Below are 14,008 nucleotides of genomic sequence, written 5' to 3' on the forward strand. Positions count from 1 at the left end.
GCCATTCGGTTACACTGCGGTACGAAACCTATCGGGCGGCTTCGGCCACATCGGCCACCGCCAGCGCCGTCATGTTGACGATGCGACGCACCGTCGCCGACGGGGTCAGGATATGGACCGGCGCGGCGGCGCCGAGCAAAATCGGGCCGACGGTGACGCCCTGCCCGCCCGTCACCTTCAGCACATTGAACAGGATGTTGGCAGCGTCCAGATTGGGCATCACCAGCAGATTGGCCGCACCGGTGAGGCCGCTGTCCATCAGGAAGGTATGGCGCACCGCCTCGGACAGCGCCGCGTCGCCATGCATCTCGCCGTCGCATTCGATGTCCGGATGCGCGGCAACGAACAGGTCCCGTGCCTTGCGCATCTTGCGCGCCGAAGGCCGTGTCGAAGAGCCGAACATCGAGTGCGACAGAAATGCCAACTTGGGCGGCAGGCCGAAGCGGCGCATACCGTCCACCGCCATCGCGGCGATCTCGGCCAGCTCCTCGGCCGTGGGGTCGTCGTTGACGAAAGTGTCGGTGATGAACAGCGTGTGCTTGTCCATCATCAGCGCGTTCATCGCCGCGAAGCTCGGTGCCCCGGGCTTGAGGCCGATCAGCTTGGCCACATGGTCCAGATGCTTGTCATAGCGGCCGACCAGGCCGCAGATCATCGCGTCGGCGTCGCCCAGCTTGAGGGCCAGCGCGCCGATCGTGGTGGACGAGCGCCTCACATCGGCCTTGGCCATCTCGGGCGTGATGCCCTCGCGGCCCAGCATGCGGTGGTAGGTTTCCCAGTAGGTGCGAAAGCGCGCGTCGTTGGCAGGGTCTATGACCTCGACATCGCCGCCCAACTTCAGGCGCAGCCCGGCGCGCTGGATGCGCATGGCGATCACCTCGGGGCGGCCGATGACGATGGGCCGCGCCAGGCCCTCGTCCAGCGCCACCTGCACGGCACGCAGCACGCGTTCGTCCTCGCCCTCGGCATAGATCACCCGCGCCGGCTTGGCCTTGGCCGCGGCGAACACCGGACGCATGAACATGCCGGTCTGGTAGACGAAGCGTTCCAGCGACTGGCGGTAGGCGTCCAGATCCGTGATCGGCCGGGTGGCAACACCCGACTCCTCGGCGGCACGGGCCACAGCCGGGGCGATGCGCAGTATCAGCCGCGCGTCGAAGGGTTTCGGTATCAGGTAGTCGGGGCCGAAGGCCAGCTCCTGGCCGGCGTAGGCGGCGGCCACCTCATCGCTGGTCTCGGCCTTGGCCAGCGCCGCGATCTCGCGCACGCAGGCCAGCTTCATCGCCTCGGTGATCTTGGTCGCGCCGCAATCGAGTGCGCCGCGGAAAATGTAGGGAAAGCACAGGACGTTGTTGACCTGGTTCGGATAGTCCGAGCGGCCGGTGGCCATGATGCAGTCGGGCCGCACGGCCTTGGCCAGCTCGGGGCGGATCTCGGGCTCCGGATTGGCCAGCGCCAGGATGATGGGCTGGCGGGCCATCGTCTTGACCATGTCCTGCGTCAGCACGCCGGCGGCCGAGCAGCCGAGGAAGACATCGGCATCGCGGACCACATCGGCAAGCGTACGCGCAGCAGTGACCTGGCAGTAGCGCTGCTTCGATTCGTCCAGCTTGCCGGAGCGCGCGTCGTCGCGCTCGGACTGGATCACGCCCTTGGAGTCGACCACAAAGATGTTCTGACGGGCCACGCCCAGACCGACCATCACGTCCAGGCAGGCGATGGCCGCAGCGCCCGCGCCCGACACCGCCACCTTGACCTCTCCGATCTTCTTGTCGACCAGTTCCAGGCCGTTGAGCAGGGCCGCGCTGGAGATGATGGCCGTGCCATGCTGGTCGTCATGGAAGACCGGGATGTTCATCCGCTCACGCAGCTTCTTCTCGATATAGAAGCACTCGGGCGCCTTGATGTCTTCGAGGTTCACGCCACCCAGGGTCGGCTCCATCGCGGCGATGATGTCCACCAGCTTGTCGGGGTCACGCTCGGCCAGTTCGATGTCGAACACATCGATGCCGGCGAACTTCTTGAACAGACAGCCCTTGCCCTCCATCACCGGCTTGCCGGCCAGCGGGCCGATATCGCCCAGGCCCAGCACCGCCGTGCCATTGGTGATCACACCGACCAGATTGGCCCGCGAGGTGAAGTCGGCAGCCAGGCTCGGGTCCTCCTGGATCGCCAGGCAGGCGTAGGCCACGCCCGGGGAGTAGGCCAGCGACAGATCGCGCTGGTTGGACAGCGGCTTGGTTGCATTGACCGAGATCTTGCCGCGGGTCGGTGAGCGGTGGTACTCGAGGGCGGCTTCGCGCAGGGCCGCTTCGGCCGGGGACAGGGGCGTGTTGCTCATCCGGGTCTCCATCAGTTTCTTTGGCTGGCAGCTTACTCCGCGAATGGGCCGTCAACCATGCGCAGAATTACAACTGTCATGCAAGGAAGGCAATGAAAAACGGCGCCACATGGGCGCCGTTGATGGCACTGCGCCGGGCTTCAGCCCTGCGCGCGCCGGCCCAGGATTTCAAACGCCGGCAGCGTCTTGCCCTCCAGAATCTCCAGGAAGGCGCCGCCGCCGGTGGAGATGTAGCCGACATCCTTTTCGATGCCGTACTTGGCGATCGCCGCCAGCGTGTCGCCGCCGCCGGCGATGCTGAAGGCGCTGGAATCGGCAATCGCACGGGCGATGACTTCGGTGCCCTTGGCAAAGGCATCGAACTCGAACACGCCGACCGGACCGTTCCAGACAATGGTGCCGGCGGACTTCAGCTGCTCGGCCAGCATCGCGGCGGTCTTGGGGCCGATGTCCAGAATCAGGTCATCGTCGGCCACGTCGGCGGCGGCCTTGACCGTGGCCTCGGCATCGGCCGCGAAGCGCTTGGCCACCACCACGTCGACCGGAATCGGCACGGCCGCGCCGCGTGCCTTCATGGCCGCGATCACCGCCGAGGCCTCGGCCACCAGATCGGGCTCGGCCAGCGACTTGCCTATCTTCAACCCGGCGGCCAGCATGAAGGTGTTGGCGATGCCGCCGCCGACGATCAGGCCGTCCACCTTCTCGGACAGGGCCTTCAGGATGGTCAGCTTGGTCGAGACCTTGGACCCGGCAACGATAGCCACCAGCGGGCGCTTCGGGTGTGCCAGGGCCAGGGTGATCGCATCGATCTCGGCCGCCAGCAGCTGGCCGGCGCAGGCGATCTTGGCGAACTGCGCAATGCCATAGGTCGTGCCCTCGGCTCGATGGGCGGTGCCGAAGGCATCGTTGACGTAGATGTCGCACAGCGCGGCCATCTTCTTCGCCAGGGTTTCGTCGTTCTTCTTCTCACCCTTGTTGACGCGGCAGTTCTCCAGCAGCACCAGCTGGCCGGGCGCCACCGTCACGCCATCGACCCAGTTGGCGACCACGGGCACGTCGCGGCCGAGCAGCTCGCTCATGCGCTTGGCCACGGGCGCCAGCGAGTCCTCGGGCTTGAACTCACCTTCGGTCGGGCGGCCCAGATGCGAGGTCACCATCACCGCCGCGCCGGCCTTCAACGCCAGCTCGATACAGGGGATGGAGGCGCGGATGCGGGTGTCTTCGGTGATCTGGCCGGCGTCGTCTTGCGGCACGTTCAGATCGGCGCGAATGAAGACGCGTTGGCCGGCCACCTTGCCGGCGGCCACGAGGTCGGAGAAGCGAATGACGTTCATATGGGAGGGCGGTGCAGTTGAGGTGAACAACCTCAACCTTACCAGCCCAGCCCGAGGCGCAGCGTCAGCATCACCGCCGTGCCGCTGACGATGGTGCCCAGAATGCCCCGGCGCCAGAAGAAATAGGCGGTGGAGACGGCCACCGCGAACAGCCGCGCGTCCTTCCAGGTGCTGATCAGATGGCCCTGGGTCATCACGATCTCGGGCACGACCACGGCCGCCAGCGCCGCCAGCGGCGCATAGCGCAGGCCCTGGCGCGCCCAGTCGGGCAGCGGTATCTCACGCTTGGGGAAGAGGAAGAAGCCACGGGTCAGGGCCGTGATCAGCCCCATGCCAACGATGCCAAGCAGGGTTTCCCAGGCGCTCATGACCGTGCCTCCAGCTTCTTGGGCGGTGGCGGCATGAACTGCTCCAGCAGCAGGCCCACGGCCACGGCGGCGGCAATCGCCACCACGATGTTCAGGCGCAGCGGCAAGGCATAGGCGGCCACGGCCGCACAGCTGGCCACGCCGGCCGATATCCAGGTGCCCTTGTCGGACAGCAGCGAATAGCTCAGCCCCAGCAGCGCCAGGATGCCGGCAAAGCCCAGGCCCCACTCGGTGGGCACCTGATTGGCCAGGAAGATGCCAGCGATCGACGGCACCTGCCAGGCGCTCCAGTTCAGCGCCACGCCGCCCCAGTAGTACGGCAGTTGCTCGGGTGCGGGCTTCATGTCCGGAAAGCGGCGCAGAAAGATCACGTAGTTCAGGTCGGCCGCGAAATAGCTCACCCGCATGCGCTGCCAGAACGGCAGATGGCCGAAGTACAGCCGCCAATGGGCGCTGAAGATGACAAAGCGCAGGTTGACGCAAAAGGCCGTGGCCCACAGCACCCACAGCGGCGCTCCGGCGGCGATCAGCGGCAGGGAGGCCAGTTGCGAGCTGCCGGCGAATACCAGCAGCGACATGGCCAGCGCCAGCGGCACGCTCAGCCCGCTCTTGATCATGGCCACGCCGGTCACCAGGCCCCAGGCCGAAATACCAAGAGACACGCCCACCATGTCGCGGGCGCCTCGGGAAAACTCAGGATGGCGCCAGAGCGGGCCTTGTGCTGCGGTAGTCATGCCTCGATTGTCGTACGAGGCGGACGAACCTAGCGCCCGAGGGGCGCGGTGTGCGCACGAATCAGTCGGTCTTAAAGCTTGTTCACCGACCCACTGCCCATGATCGAACTCTTGATGTTGGCCGGGTTGCCGACGTACTTGACGTCTCCCGAGCCAGCCACCTTGACGGTCAGATTCTGCTTGGCGGCCACCACGGCATCGCCACTGCCGGCAATGCTGACACTGACATCGTCGGCCGCCAGGCCCTCGGTCTTGACGTCGCCGCTGCCGGCGATCGAGATGCTGAGCTTCTGTGTCTTGCCGCTGGCCACCACATCACCGGAGCCGGCGACGCTGATCTTGATCTCGTCGCAGCTGAGCTTGCCCAACCGCATATCACCGGCCCCGGCAATAGCCAGATTCAGCTGCGGGCTGTTGATGCTTTCGGCACGCACATCGCCCGAACCGGCGATCGACAGCGCACGCAGCTGAATCACATCGACCGTGACCAGGGTCTTGCTGTGGTTGGACACGCTGTAACCCTTCTTGAAGGAGATCTCCAAGGTGCGGCCCTTGGCGCCGCTGACCACCTGCGTCTCGAGCACCGATTGCAGATTGTCATCGGTCTGCACCTCGACCGACTCCTTGCCGCTCTGGCGCACCAGCACGTCGATGCCCCCGCGCGTGCTGATCGCATCGAAGCCGGTGATGGCGCGGGTCTGGGTGACCACATTGCCGGAGCCTCGGACGGTCTCATTGCCCCAGGCGCTGGCCGTGGTGCTGGCAAACAGGGGGATCAGGGCGGCGCAAAGGGCAAGACGGCGGGTCAACATGGTGGGCTCCTCATCGGAATGAATCAAACAGTGGGCGAATGATCCTGCCTGGGGCCACGCGACCAAAGCCGCTTGCGATGAACTGCTGAAATCTCGGGCCCAGGCGTAAAAGCCAGGCCCCACCGCGCCTTCAGGTCTTGGGTTTGGCGGCAGCTGGCGCCGCGGCAGGCTTGGCGGCACCCGCCTTGGCCACATCCTTGGCCGCCGGCTTTTCTTCGACCTCGGCCTCGCCCTTGCCGGCAGCCGGGCCCTTGGCCACCTGAGGGGTGATGCCCTCCAGCTTGTTCTCGCGCATGTATTCGTCCATTTCGCGCCAGCCGGTGAACACGGCGGCACGTTGGGCCTTGGGATTCAGCGCGTAACAGTCCTCGATCGCCCGGGAGGCATGGCGGCAGGCCCCGCCTATGGCCTTGCCATCGGCCTCCTTGACGGCGGCGATCTTCTCGGGCGACTCGATACCCAGCAAGTCGCAACCGCTCAACAGGGCGGCCGCGGCCAGGGTCAGGGAGGTGAGTGCCGTCTTCATCTGGGGCTTATCGGTCGCAAAGCACCCGGACTTGATGCTCAGCCCCGGCCAGCGGCCATGGCCAGCAACTTTTCCACACGTTCCTCGGTGGACGGGTGAGTGCTGAACAGACCGCGCAGGCCGCCCGCGGACAGCGGGTTCATGATCATCATCTGTGCCGTCTCCGGGTGGCGCTCGGCAGCCTCCATCGGTATGCCCTGGGCGATGCGGTGGATCTTCTGCAGCGCCGAGGCCAGGGCCTGCGGGTCGCCCGAGATCTCGGCGCCGCCACGGTCGGCCTCGAATTCGCGTGCGCGGCTGATCGCCATCTGTATCAGGCTGGCCGCCAGCGGCGCCAGAATCATCATCAGAATACTGACGATGGGATTGACCGGCCGGCCCTCGCTGTCGCGGCCGCCGAAGATCATCGCGAAATTGCCCAGCATCGAGATCGCGCCGGCCATCGTCGCGCTGATCGTGCTGATCAGGATGTCGCGGTGCTTCACATGGGCCAGTTCGTGGGCCATCACGCCGCGCAGCTCGCGCTCGGACAGCACCCGCAGGATGCCGGTGGTCGCCGCCACGGCGGCATGCTCGGGGTTGCGGCCGGTGGCAAAGGCGTTGGGCGCATCCTCGTTGATCAGATAGACCCTGGGCATGGGCAGCTCGGCATGCTGCGCCAGATCGCGCACCATGCGGTAGAACTGCGGCGCCGAGGTCTCGTCGACCTCCTGCGCGTTGTACATCTTCAGCACCAGCTTGTCGGAGAACCAGTAGCTGAAGAAATTCATGCCCAGCGCGATGATCAGCGCCAGCATCATGCCCTGGCGCCCACCCATCATGGCGCCCAGCGCCATGAATAGCGCGGTGATGGCGGCCATCAAGACCGCGGTCTTGAGCAGGTTGAACATGGTGCACTTCTCCTGGTGGTAGTCCTGGGGGTTGAGCAGCCCAGATGGGGGCCGCTCCCGCCAATTTCAACTGCCCGCCAGTATGTCTCCGGGCGCCAGCGGCTTGGCTTGAAGATAGGCGCGCGCCGGCTGGCGCTTGCCGCCAGGGCGCTGCAGCTCGGTCAGGCGCAGCGCCTGCTCGCCGCAGGCGACCACCGGACCGGTGTCGTCCACGGCCAGCACGGTGCCGGCCGGGCCGGCCTGATCGACAAGCTCGGCACGCCAGACCTTGACGATTTCGCCGTCGATGACCGTGCTGGCGCCCGGGAACGGGTCGAAGGCGCGCAGACGGCGCTCGATCTGCCGCGCCGGCAGCGCCCAGTCAATTGCCGCCTCGGCCTTTTCGATCTTGTGGGCATAGGTCACGCCTTCGGCCGGTTGCGGCGTGGGACGCAACTCGCCGGCCCGCAGGGCCTCGACGATGAGCTTGCCACCCAGATCCGCCAGGCGGTCATGCAGCGTGGACGTGCTGTCATCCGGGCGTATCGCCACCGCTTCCTTCAGCAGCATGGCCCCGGTGTCCAGGCCGGCATCCATCTGCATGATGGTGATGCCGGTCTCGGCGTCGCCGGCCTCGATCGCACGGTGTATCGGTGCGGCGCCGCGCCAGCGAGGCAGCAGCGAGCCGTGGATGTTCAGGCAGCCCCGCGGGGGCGTATCCAGCACCCACTGCGGCAGGATCAGGCCGTAGGCGGCGACGATCATCACCTCCGCGCCAGCCGCCAGCAGCGCCTGGCGGGCGGCCTGGGCGTCATCGGGATACTTGCCGTCCAGGCGCAGGCTGCGCGGCTGGGCGACCGGGATGCCATGGTCCAGTGCGAACTGCTTGACCGCCGAGGGCAGCAGCTTCAGGCCGCGGCCGGCCGGCCGGTCTGGCTGGGTCAGCGCCAGGGCAATCTCGAAGCCGGCGGCATGCAGCCGCGCCAGCGCTACTGCGGCAAATTCCGGGGTGCCGGCAAAAATCAGCCTCATTTTCAGCGCTGCTTGCCCTGCTCGTCGCGGGTCTTCTTCAGCATCTTGGTCTTGATGCGCTCACGCTTCAGCGGGCTCAGGTACTCGACGAAGACCTTGCCCATCAGATGGTCCATCTCGTGCTGGATGCAGACCGACAGCAAATCCTCGGCCGGCAGATCAAAGCTCTTGCCGTCGCGGTCGAGCGCACGCACGGTGACCCGGGCATGGCGCTGCACCGCGTCATAGATGGCCGGCACCGACAGGCAGCCCTCGTCGCCGGTCATCATCTCCTCGCTCTTGGCGATCAGCTCCGGGTTGATCAGCACGAGAGGCGTGTCGCGTTGCTCGGACACGTCGATCACGACCACCCGCTCATGCACATCCACCTGGGTGGCGGCCAGGCCGACACCATCGGCCGCGTACATGGTGGCCAGCATGTCTGCCACCAGGGTGCGGATGCGCTCGTCCACCTCGGCCACCGGTTTGGCCACGGTGTGCAGGCGAGGGTCGGGGAATCTCAGTATGTTCAGTGTCGCCATGGGTGTGATGCCAAACCGGTCGATGTCGCGGGAAACGGTACTCTGTTGCAGCGTCGCCGCAACACAGGGTGAGCACTTGTGACAGGCCTCACAAGAACCGCCTGCGGCGGCGCATTTGTTTGCGACATCAAGGGTTTAGGGGCAGAATCTGTGAAATCAAATGAGGATTTTCGCCGAAGTTGGCCCAGCCTGCCGAGCTTGCCTCAATTCGGCCTTGATTACCCCATGACCCTTAGACGGCGCAAGACCCGGAGCCACCGGATCGCAAGCGCGGGAGAGCCCCTGATGACCTGTTGCAAGCCTGTCGCCGCCTCCAAGCGCTCACACCTGATGCTGAGCCTGCTGGGCGCCCTGATAGGAAGCAGCCTGCTGAGCGCCCCCGCAGCCGCTGCCAACTTTCCCATCACCACTGAACAGCGTGACACCGCCGGCAGGGTCGCCCAGGCCGGCGTGCCATTGTCCGAGCTCTCGCCCAACGCCCCAGACTCGCACACCGTGAAGGCCGGCGACACGCTCTGGCATATCTCCAGCCTGTTTTTGAAGAGCCCCTGGCGCTGGCCCGAGCTGTGGGGCATGAATATGGAGCAGATCCGCAACCCGCACCTGATCTACCCGGGCCAGGTCTTGCTGCTGGTCAAGGTGGACGGCCGCGCGCGGCTGCAGCTGGCGCAGAACCTGGGCGGAGCCACCGCCAGCAGCAATGTCAGGCTGAGCCCGCAGATCCGCTCATCGGCAGTCGACCAAAGCCCTATCACGTCCCTGCCGCTGCACCTGATCGCCCCCTTTCTGAACGAGGCCGTGGTGTTCGACAGCGACGCGTTGAACCAGGCCCCACGCATCGTGGCCGCCCAGGAGGGTCGCGTGCTGCTGTCCCGCGGCGACGTGGCCTATGTCCGCGGCGACCTGAGCCAGGCCCGCGAGTACCGGTTGTTCCGTCAACCCAAGGCCCTGCTGGATCCAAGCACGCGCGAGATCCTCGGCTACGAGGCCGGCTATCTGGGCACGGCCGAGCACACCCGGGCCGCCGACGAACAGAAGCTGCCCGACGGCAAGACCCGCGAGGTGCCGGCCACCATCACCATCACCAGCATCCGCCAGGAAGTGGGTGTCGGTGACCGCCTGGCACCGATTCCGCCGCGCGAGTTCACCAGCTATGCACCGCACTCCCCGGACAAGCCTATCAGCGGCCAGCTGGTGTCTATCTATGGCGAGGCGCTGACGGCCGGGCAGAACCAGATCGTGGCGCTGAACCGCGGCGCCCGCGATGGCGTCGAGCGCGGCCATGTGCTGGCGCTGTGGCGCGCCGGCCGCACCGTGATAGACACGACCGACGCCAAGCGGCCGGAGTTGAAGCTGCCCGACGAACGCCATGGGCTGCTGTTCGTGTTCCGGGTGTTCGAGCGCGTCTCGTACGCGCTGATACTCTCGGTGCAGGAGCCGGTCAAGCCTGGCGACGCCTTCAGCCAGCCTTAGCCAGGCCTCCGGGGCTGCAGCAATGGACCGCGACGAGCTCGGATCCTGGTTGCGCCTGCTGGAAACTCCCGGCGTCGGCCGAGAGTCCGCGCGTCGGCTGCTGGCTGCCTTCGGCTCACCCGAGTCGGTATTCGCCGCCGAGCCTGGCGCCTGGCGCAGCGTGGTCGGCGCGCCCATTGCGGCCGCCCTGGCTCAAGTGCCCGAACGCTGGGAAGGCCTGCTGCACACCACTTGCGACTGGCTGGCTGCACCCAGCGACTCGCCGCGCAGCCTGCTGGCCCTGGGCGACGTCGACTATCCCGAAGCCCTGCTGCAGACGGCCGACCCGCCTCTGCTGCTCTATCTGGATGGATACCGGGAACTGCTGAGCCGACCCGGCATCGCCATCGTCGGCAGCCGCAGCGCCAGCCCGCAGGGCTGTGACAACGCCCGTGGCCTGGCCCGTGAAATGAGTCGGGCCGGCTGGTGTGTGGTCTCCGGCCTGGCCCTGGGCATCGACGGTGCCGCCCATGAGGGCGCCCTGCTGGGCCCCGGCAGCACCATCGCCGTGCTTGGCACGGGCCTCGACAACGCCTATCCCAAGCGCCACCAGCAACTGGCCCGACGCATTGCCCGCGATGGCTTGCTGGTGAGCGAATACCCACTTGGCACGCCCCCGCTGGCGGCCAACTTTCCACAGCGCAACCGCTTGATCGCCGGCCTGACCCGAGGCACCCTGGTGGTCGAGGCCGCGCTGCAATCGGGCTCGCTGATCACCGCCCGGCTGGCGGCCGAGGCCGGACGCGAGGTGTTCGCCATTCCCGGCTCCATCCACGCATCGCTGTCCCGGGGCTGCCACCAGCTGATACAGCAGGGCGCCAAGCTGGTGGCCACGGCCGAGGACATCCTCGACGAACTGCACCCGGAGCTGCGGCCCCGTGCGGTAGCACCGCCCGCCCCTGCAGCGGTGGAGAACAGCCTGCTGCAGGCCCTGGGTCATGACCCGATGAGCCTGGACGCGCTGATGGCACGGACCGGCGAGGACGCCGCCCATCTCAGCGCCCGCCTGCTGGAACTGGAGCTGGACGGCCAGATCCAGCGCCTGCCCGGCCAACTGTTTCAGCGCCGGGTCAGCGGCTGATGGGCAACAAAACCAGGGCAATCACTGAGCCAAATCCAGGCCTTTTGCTCGAAAAGGGCCATAGGCCCTGGGGTATAGTGATCTCATGTTTGATGTGCTCGTCTACCTCTACGAAACCTACTGGCGCCCCGATGCCTGCCCGGATCAGGCCCAGTTGCGGCGCAAATTGTCCGCCATCGGCTTCGAAACCGACGAGATCCAGGAGGCCCTGTCCTGGCTGGATGGACTGGCCGTGGCGGCTCAGAGCTACCACGGCGAGCAGGGTGCCGAGAGCCTGCGCGTCTACTCGCCGCTGGAGACCGAGCACCTGGGCGAGGACTCGGTGGGCTTCATCAGCTTCCTCGAGTCGGCCGGCGTGCTGCCTCCGCCGATGCGCGAAACGGTGATAGACCGCGCGATGGCCATTCCCGGCAACCCGCTGGACCTGGAAGACCTGAAGATCATCGTGCTGATGGTGTTCTGGAGCCTGGGCGAAGAGCCGGACGCGCTGATACTGGACGAGTTGTTCGTGGCGCCGGAAGACCGGCTGATTCACTGAACGACTGAAAGGCGGCCGCGGGAGCGGCTAGCCAAGCAAGCGGGTCGGATCGACCTCAAGCTTTTCCATTGCGGTACGCGTTGCGCGCACCGTCAACGACTCGTCTTGCGCCGGCAGCAGCAGGCCCGCCTGCAGGAAGGCCGCCATCCGGTTCAGCTGGAACAGCACGCCGCGGCCCTGTGGCGAGACAAACAGCGCCAGCTGGCGGCGCATGCCGCGCCAGGCCAGTTGCATCGGTTCATTTCGGCCGCGGTAGTCCAGCATGTACCAGCTGCCGACCTGCAGCTCACGGGCCCAGGCCAGCATGGCCGGCGTCGGCGCTGTGCCGCCATCGGCCACCACTTCGAGGTCTTCGCTCTCGTGACCCGACAGATCCCGCACCATCGATTCGTTGATCTGCACATCGTCCGACTCGGGCAGCATCTCCTCCAGCGCCTCGAGCTGCTCCATCAGCTCTTCCAGCCGTTCGCGCGGAATGGCCGCCGCCTTGGCAGTGAAGGCCGCCGCCAGTGAGTTGTTCAAGGTGCGGATGTACTCGTCCTGCTTGGCCGCAGGCAGGCCGGCGTGGCCCATGCCCTCGCGCAGCGTCTTGAGCAGCGGCGGCAGGCGTCGGATGACCTCGGCCCGCTCCTCGCGCGAGACCTTGGCGCTGGCCGACCAGATCAGGTCGGCGGCGGCGCGCTTCATCAGCCGCGTGGCGTCGGCCTGGGGGCCGGAGCGCACGGCGGTGACCGCCAGCACATCAGCCCAGACCTGGAACAGGAACTCGCGCACGCCGTCCTGCACCGGCACCTCATTGAGCATCTTGCGGAGCTCGATGGTGAACTGGATCGCCAAGGTCTCACGCTGCTCGACCTGCTGGGCCAGGGACACGCCCTTCTTGGTGGTCTGGTTCTCGTTCTTGAAATAATGGTCGAGGAACTTCTCGAACTCGGTCAGCACGGTCTGGAACACACGCCGTCCGGTGTCCGGATAGGCCTCGACGACCTGCACCACCCGCTTGATCTCCTTCTCCAGCGACTGACCGACCTCGCCCGCCGAGGGGTTGAAGCCCATCACGCAGGCGCCCATACGGTCGATCAGCCGGCGCGCCGGGTGGTCGGTGGTGGCAAAGAAGTCGGGTTCGCTGACGGCCACGCGCAGCACCGGCATCTGCAGCCGGGCAAACCAGACCCGCATCGAGGCAGGAATGCGTTCCTCCGTCAGGATGGCCTGGAACAGCAGGGCGACGATCTCTATCGTGGCCCGCTCGGCCGGGGTTTCGGCGGCCTTCTTCAGCGTCTGCTTGCGCTGCTGCAGCTCCTCCAGCAGCGAAGACCCCTTGTTGGTGACCGCATCGCCGAAGGCCACCCGTTTGCGCGCCATCTCCTCGGCCAGGTCCATGGCAGCGGTCAGCTTGGGTGACATCGGCTGGCGCTGATTCGGATGGGCCTGGGTGGCCACGAACTCGGGCAACTGGCGGCCGATCAAACGATTCAGCCGCCCCAGCACCGCCTCGGCATGAGCTGTGGCGCGGCCGCCCAGGCTGCCGGACCGTGTCATGACTCGGGTCTCGTCGCCGGCCACATGGGCCGAGGGCTGAGTGTCGGCCGCGGGCTGGCTGTTGTAACGCGACGCAGCGCCGACGCCCGTGCTGCCACCGCCGCTGGAATTCGGCCCGGAGGATGCGCCGGTGCGCCGAATCATCGGCCGCAGATCCACCTCGGGCAGCACCTTCTGGCCGACCAGCCAGCGGTTCGTCTCGTGATAGGCCTCGCCGGTGAGCAGCGAGAGCTCGTCGTGCAGCACGTTCTGCAGCATCTGCCATTCGGCATTGGTCAGGCCGCTGCTGTGCCAGGTGTCCAGCACGATGCGGGCCACCACATGGGCGCGCAGCAGGTCCTGGGCACTGAGCTCCTCCTGCTGCTCCAGCATCGAGATGCGGTTGCGCAGGTCGCTGAACTCCCAGGTAGCCTTGTCCATGATGGACAGGGCAAGGCGCGAGCTGTGGATCTCGCGCTCTATGGTGTCGTCGTCGACCAGCGACATCTGGTCGCGCCCTGTCGTCAGCTCCGGAGCATGGGCGACATTGACGCCATGCTGGGCGGCCTGACGCAGGGCGTCTGCCAGCTTTATATGCCAGGTGGCATGGTGACGCTGCCAGGTGTTGACCCCGTCACGCCGCGCCACCTGCACGGCATACTCGGCCGGCTGCATCAGCAGCTGGCGGGTGGTTTCGCTCAGCGTCTGGATCAAGCCGGGCAATGCCCGCAGCAGCGCCTCGATGTAGACACGCCGCGCCTGGGTGGCCAGGGCTTTGGAACTTGCGGCGTTCAGCATGAATGGGCTTGGGTCGGTCTC

At 66.7% G+C, this 14,008-nt stretch carries 13 protein-coding genes; 3 read left to right on the plus strand and 10 right to left on the minus strand.

The window, feature by feature from the left end; translation table 11 throughout:
- Positions 1 to 28: 28 nt before the first annotated feature.
- From DES47_RS22975 to def, 9 genes are all read right to left on the minus strand, one after another.
- Positions 29 to 2,341, minus strand: a complete 2,313-nt coding sequence (locus tag DES47_RS22975) for an NADP-dependent malic enzyme (protein ID WP_133703117.1) — start codon at positions 2,339 to 2,341, stop codon at positions 29 to 31.
- Between the two features lie 140 nt (positions 2,342 to 2,481).
- Positions 2,482 to 3,675: a phosphoglycerate kinase gene (locus tag DES47_RS22980; protein WP_133703118.1), complete on the minus strand. Its 1,194-nt coding sequence runs from the start codon at positions 3,673 to 3,675 to the stop codon at positions 2,482 to 2,484.
- A 38-nt stretch (positions 3,676 to 3,713) separates the two neighbouring features.
- Positions 3,714 to 4,043, minus strand: a complete 330-nt coding sequence (locus DES47_RS22985; RefSeq protein WP_133703119.1) for an AzlD domain-containing protein — start codon at positions 4,041 to 4,043, stop codon at positions 3,714 to 3,716.
- A complete protein-coding gene (locus tag DES47_RS22990) occupies positions 4,040 to 4,777 on the minus strand; it encodes an AzlC family ABC transporter permease (protein WP_133703120.1) in 738 nt (245 codons plus the stop codon). Before DES47_RS22990 ends, DES47_RS22985 begins: the two co-directional genes overlap by 4 nt.
- Positions 4,778 to 4,848: 71 nt before the next feature.
- On the minus strand, positions 4,849 to 5,589 hold the full coding sequence (locus DES47_RS22995) for a head GIN domain-containing protein (protein ID WP_166652128.1): 741 nt from the start codon (positions 5,587 to 5,589) through the stop codon (positions 4,849 to 4,851).
- Between the two features lie 130 nt (positions 5,590 to 5,719).
- The gene (locus DES47_RS23000; protein ID WP_133703122.1) at positions 5,720 to 6,115 is read right to left on the minus strand and encodes a hypothetical protein; all 396 of its coding nucleotides are present in this window, start codon (positions 6,113 to 6,115) and stop codon (positions 5,720 to 5,722) included.
- Between the two features lie 38 nt (positions 6,116 to 6,153).
- A complete protein-coding gene (htpX, locus tag DES47_RS23005) occupies positions 6,154 to 7,005 on the minus strand; it encodes a zinc metalloprotease HtpX (RefSeq protein ID WP_133703123.1) in 852 nt (283 codons plus the stop codon).
- Between the two features lie 66 nt (positions 7,006 to 7,071).
- On the minus strand, positions 7,072 to 8,016 hold the full coding sequence (gene fmt / locus DES47_RS23010; protein WP_133703124.1) for a methionyl-tRNA formyltransferase: 945 nt from the start codon (positions 8,014 to 8,016) through the stop codon (positions 7,072 to 7,074).
- A gap of 2 nt (positions 8,017 to 8,018) precedes the next feature.
- Positions 8,019 to 8,537: a peptide deformylase gene (gene def, locus DES47_RS23015; RefSeq protein ID WP_133703125.1), complete on the minus strand. Its 519-nt coding sequence runs from the start codon at positions 8,535 to 8,537 to the stop codon at positions 8,019 to 8,021.
- Between the two features lie 285 nt (positions 8,538 to 8,822).
- Between def and DES47_RS23020 the strand changes: the two genes are divergently transcribed.
- The 3 genes from DES47_RS23020 to DES47_RS23030 all read left to right on the plus strand — a co-directional run bounded on the left by DES47_RS23020 (position 8,823) and on the right by DES47_RS23030 (position 11,668).
- A complete protein-coding gene (locus DES47_RS23020) occupies positions 8,823 to 10,010 on the plus strand; it encodes a LysM peptidoglycan-binding domain-containing protein (protein WP_133703126.1) in 1,188 nt (395 codons plus the stop codon).
- A gap of 22 nt (positions 10,011 to 10,032) precedes the next feature.
- Positions 10,033 to 11,130 carry a DNA-processing protein DprA gene (gene dprA / locus DES47_RS23025; protein ID WP_133703127.1) on the plus strand — a complete coding sequence of 366 codons (1,098 nt, stop codon included), beginning with the start codon at positions 10,033 to 10,035 and terminating at the stop codon, positions 11,128 to 11,130.
- Positions 11,131 to 11,215: 85 nt separating this feature from the next.
- Positions 11,216 to 11,668 carry a Smg family protein gene (locus tag DES47_RS23030; protein ID WP_133703128.1) on the plus strand — a complete coding sequence of 151 codons (453 nt, stop codon included), beginning with the start codon at positions 11,216 to 11,218 and terminating at the stop codon, positions 11,666 to 11,668.
- 27 nt (positions 11,669 to 11,695) lie between these two features.
- Here DES47_RS23030 and DES47_RS23035 read toward each other — a convergent pair whose 3' ends face one another.
- Positions 11,696 to 13,987 (minus strand): DUF1631 family protein, encoded by a 2,292-nt coding sequence (locus DES47_RS23035; protein WP_133703129.1) that lies wholly within the window; start codon positions 13,985 to 13,987, stop codon positions 11,696 to 11,698.
- Between the last annotated feature and the right edge of the window lie 21 nt (positions 13,988 to 14,008).

Source organism: Roseateles toxinivorans, assembly GCF_004362525.1.
In the GTDB taxonomy this organism is placed as follows: domain Bacteria; phylum Pseudomonadota; class Gammaproteobacteria; order Burkholderiales; family Burkholderiaceae_C; genus Paucibacter; species Paucibacter toxinivorans.

What these genes read in the sequence shown, in the direction of transcription:
- dprA (WP_133703127.1), top strand. Translation starts at nt 10,033, where the DNA reads ATGGACCGCGACGAGCTCGGATCCTGGTTGCGCCTGCTGGAAACTCCC.
- DES47_RS22985 (WP_133703119.1), bottom strand. Translation starts at nt 4,043, where the DNA reads ATGAGCGCCTGGGAAACCCTGCTTGGCATCGTTGGCATGGGGCTGATC.
- DES47_RS23030 (WP_133703128.1), top strand. Translation starts at nt 11,216, where the DNA reads ATGTTTGATGTGCTCGTCTACCTCTACGAAACCTACTGGCGCCCCGAT.
- DES47_RS22980 (WP_133703118.1), bottom strand. Translation starts at nt 3,675, where the DNA reads ATGAACGTCATTCGCTTCTCCGACCTCGTGGCCGCCGGCAAGGTGGCC.
- htpX (WP_133703123.1), bottom strand. Translation starts at nt 7,005, where the DNA reads ATGTTCAACCTGCTCAAGACCGCGGTCTTGATGGCCGCCATCACCGCG.
- DES47_RS22975 (WP_133703117.1), bottom strand. Translation starts at nt 2,341, where the DNA reads ATGAGCAACACGCCCCTGTCCCCGGCCGAAGCGGCCCTGCGCGAAGCC.
- DES47_RS22990 (WP_133703120.1), bottom strand. Translation starts at nt 4,777, where the DNA reads ATGACTACCGCAGCACAAGGCCCGCTCTGGCGCCATCCTGAGTTTTCC.
- DES47_RS23035 (WP_133703129.1), bottom strand. Translation starts at nt 13,987, where the DNA reads ATGCTGAACGCCGCAAGTTCCAAAGCCCTGGCCACCCAGGCGCGGCGT.
- def (WP_133703125.1), bottom strand. Translation starts at nt 8,537, where the DNA reads ATGGCGACACTGAACATACTGAGATTCCCCGACCCTCGCCTGCACACC.
- DES47_RS22995 (WP_166652128.1), bottom strand. Translation starts at nt 5,589, where the DNA reads ATGTTGACCCGCCGTCTTGCCCTTTGCGCCGCCCTGATCCCCCTGTTT.
- fmt (WP_133703124.1), bottom strand. Translation starts at nt 8,016, where the DNA reads ATGAGGCTGATTTTTGCCGGCACCCCGGAATTTGCCGCAGTAGCGCTG.
- DES47_RS23000 (WP_133703122.1), bottom strand. Translation starts at nt 6,115, where the DNA reads ATGAAGACGGCACTCACCTCCCTGACCCTGGCCGCGGCCGCCCTGTTG.
- DES47_RS23020 (WP_133703126.1), top strand. Translation starts at nt 8,823, where the DNA reads ATGACCTGTTGCAAGCCTGTCGCCGCCTCCAAGCGCTCACACCTGATG.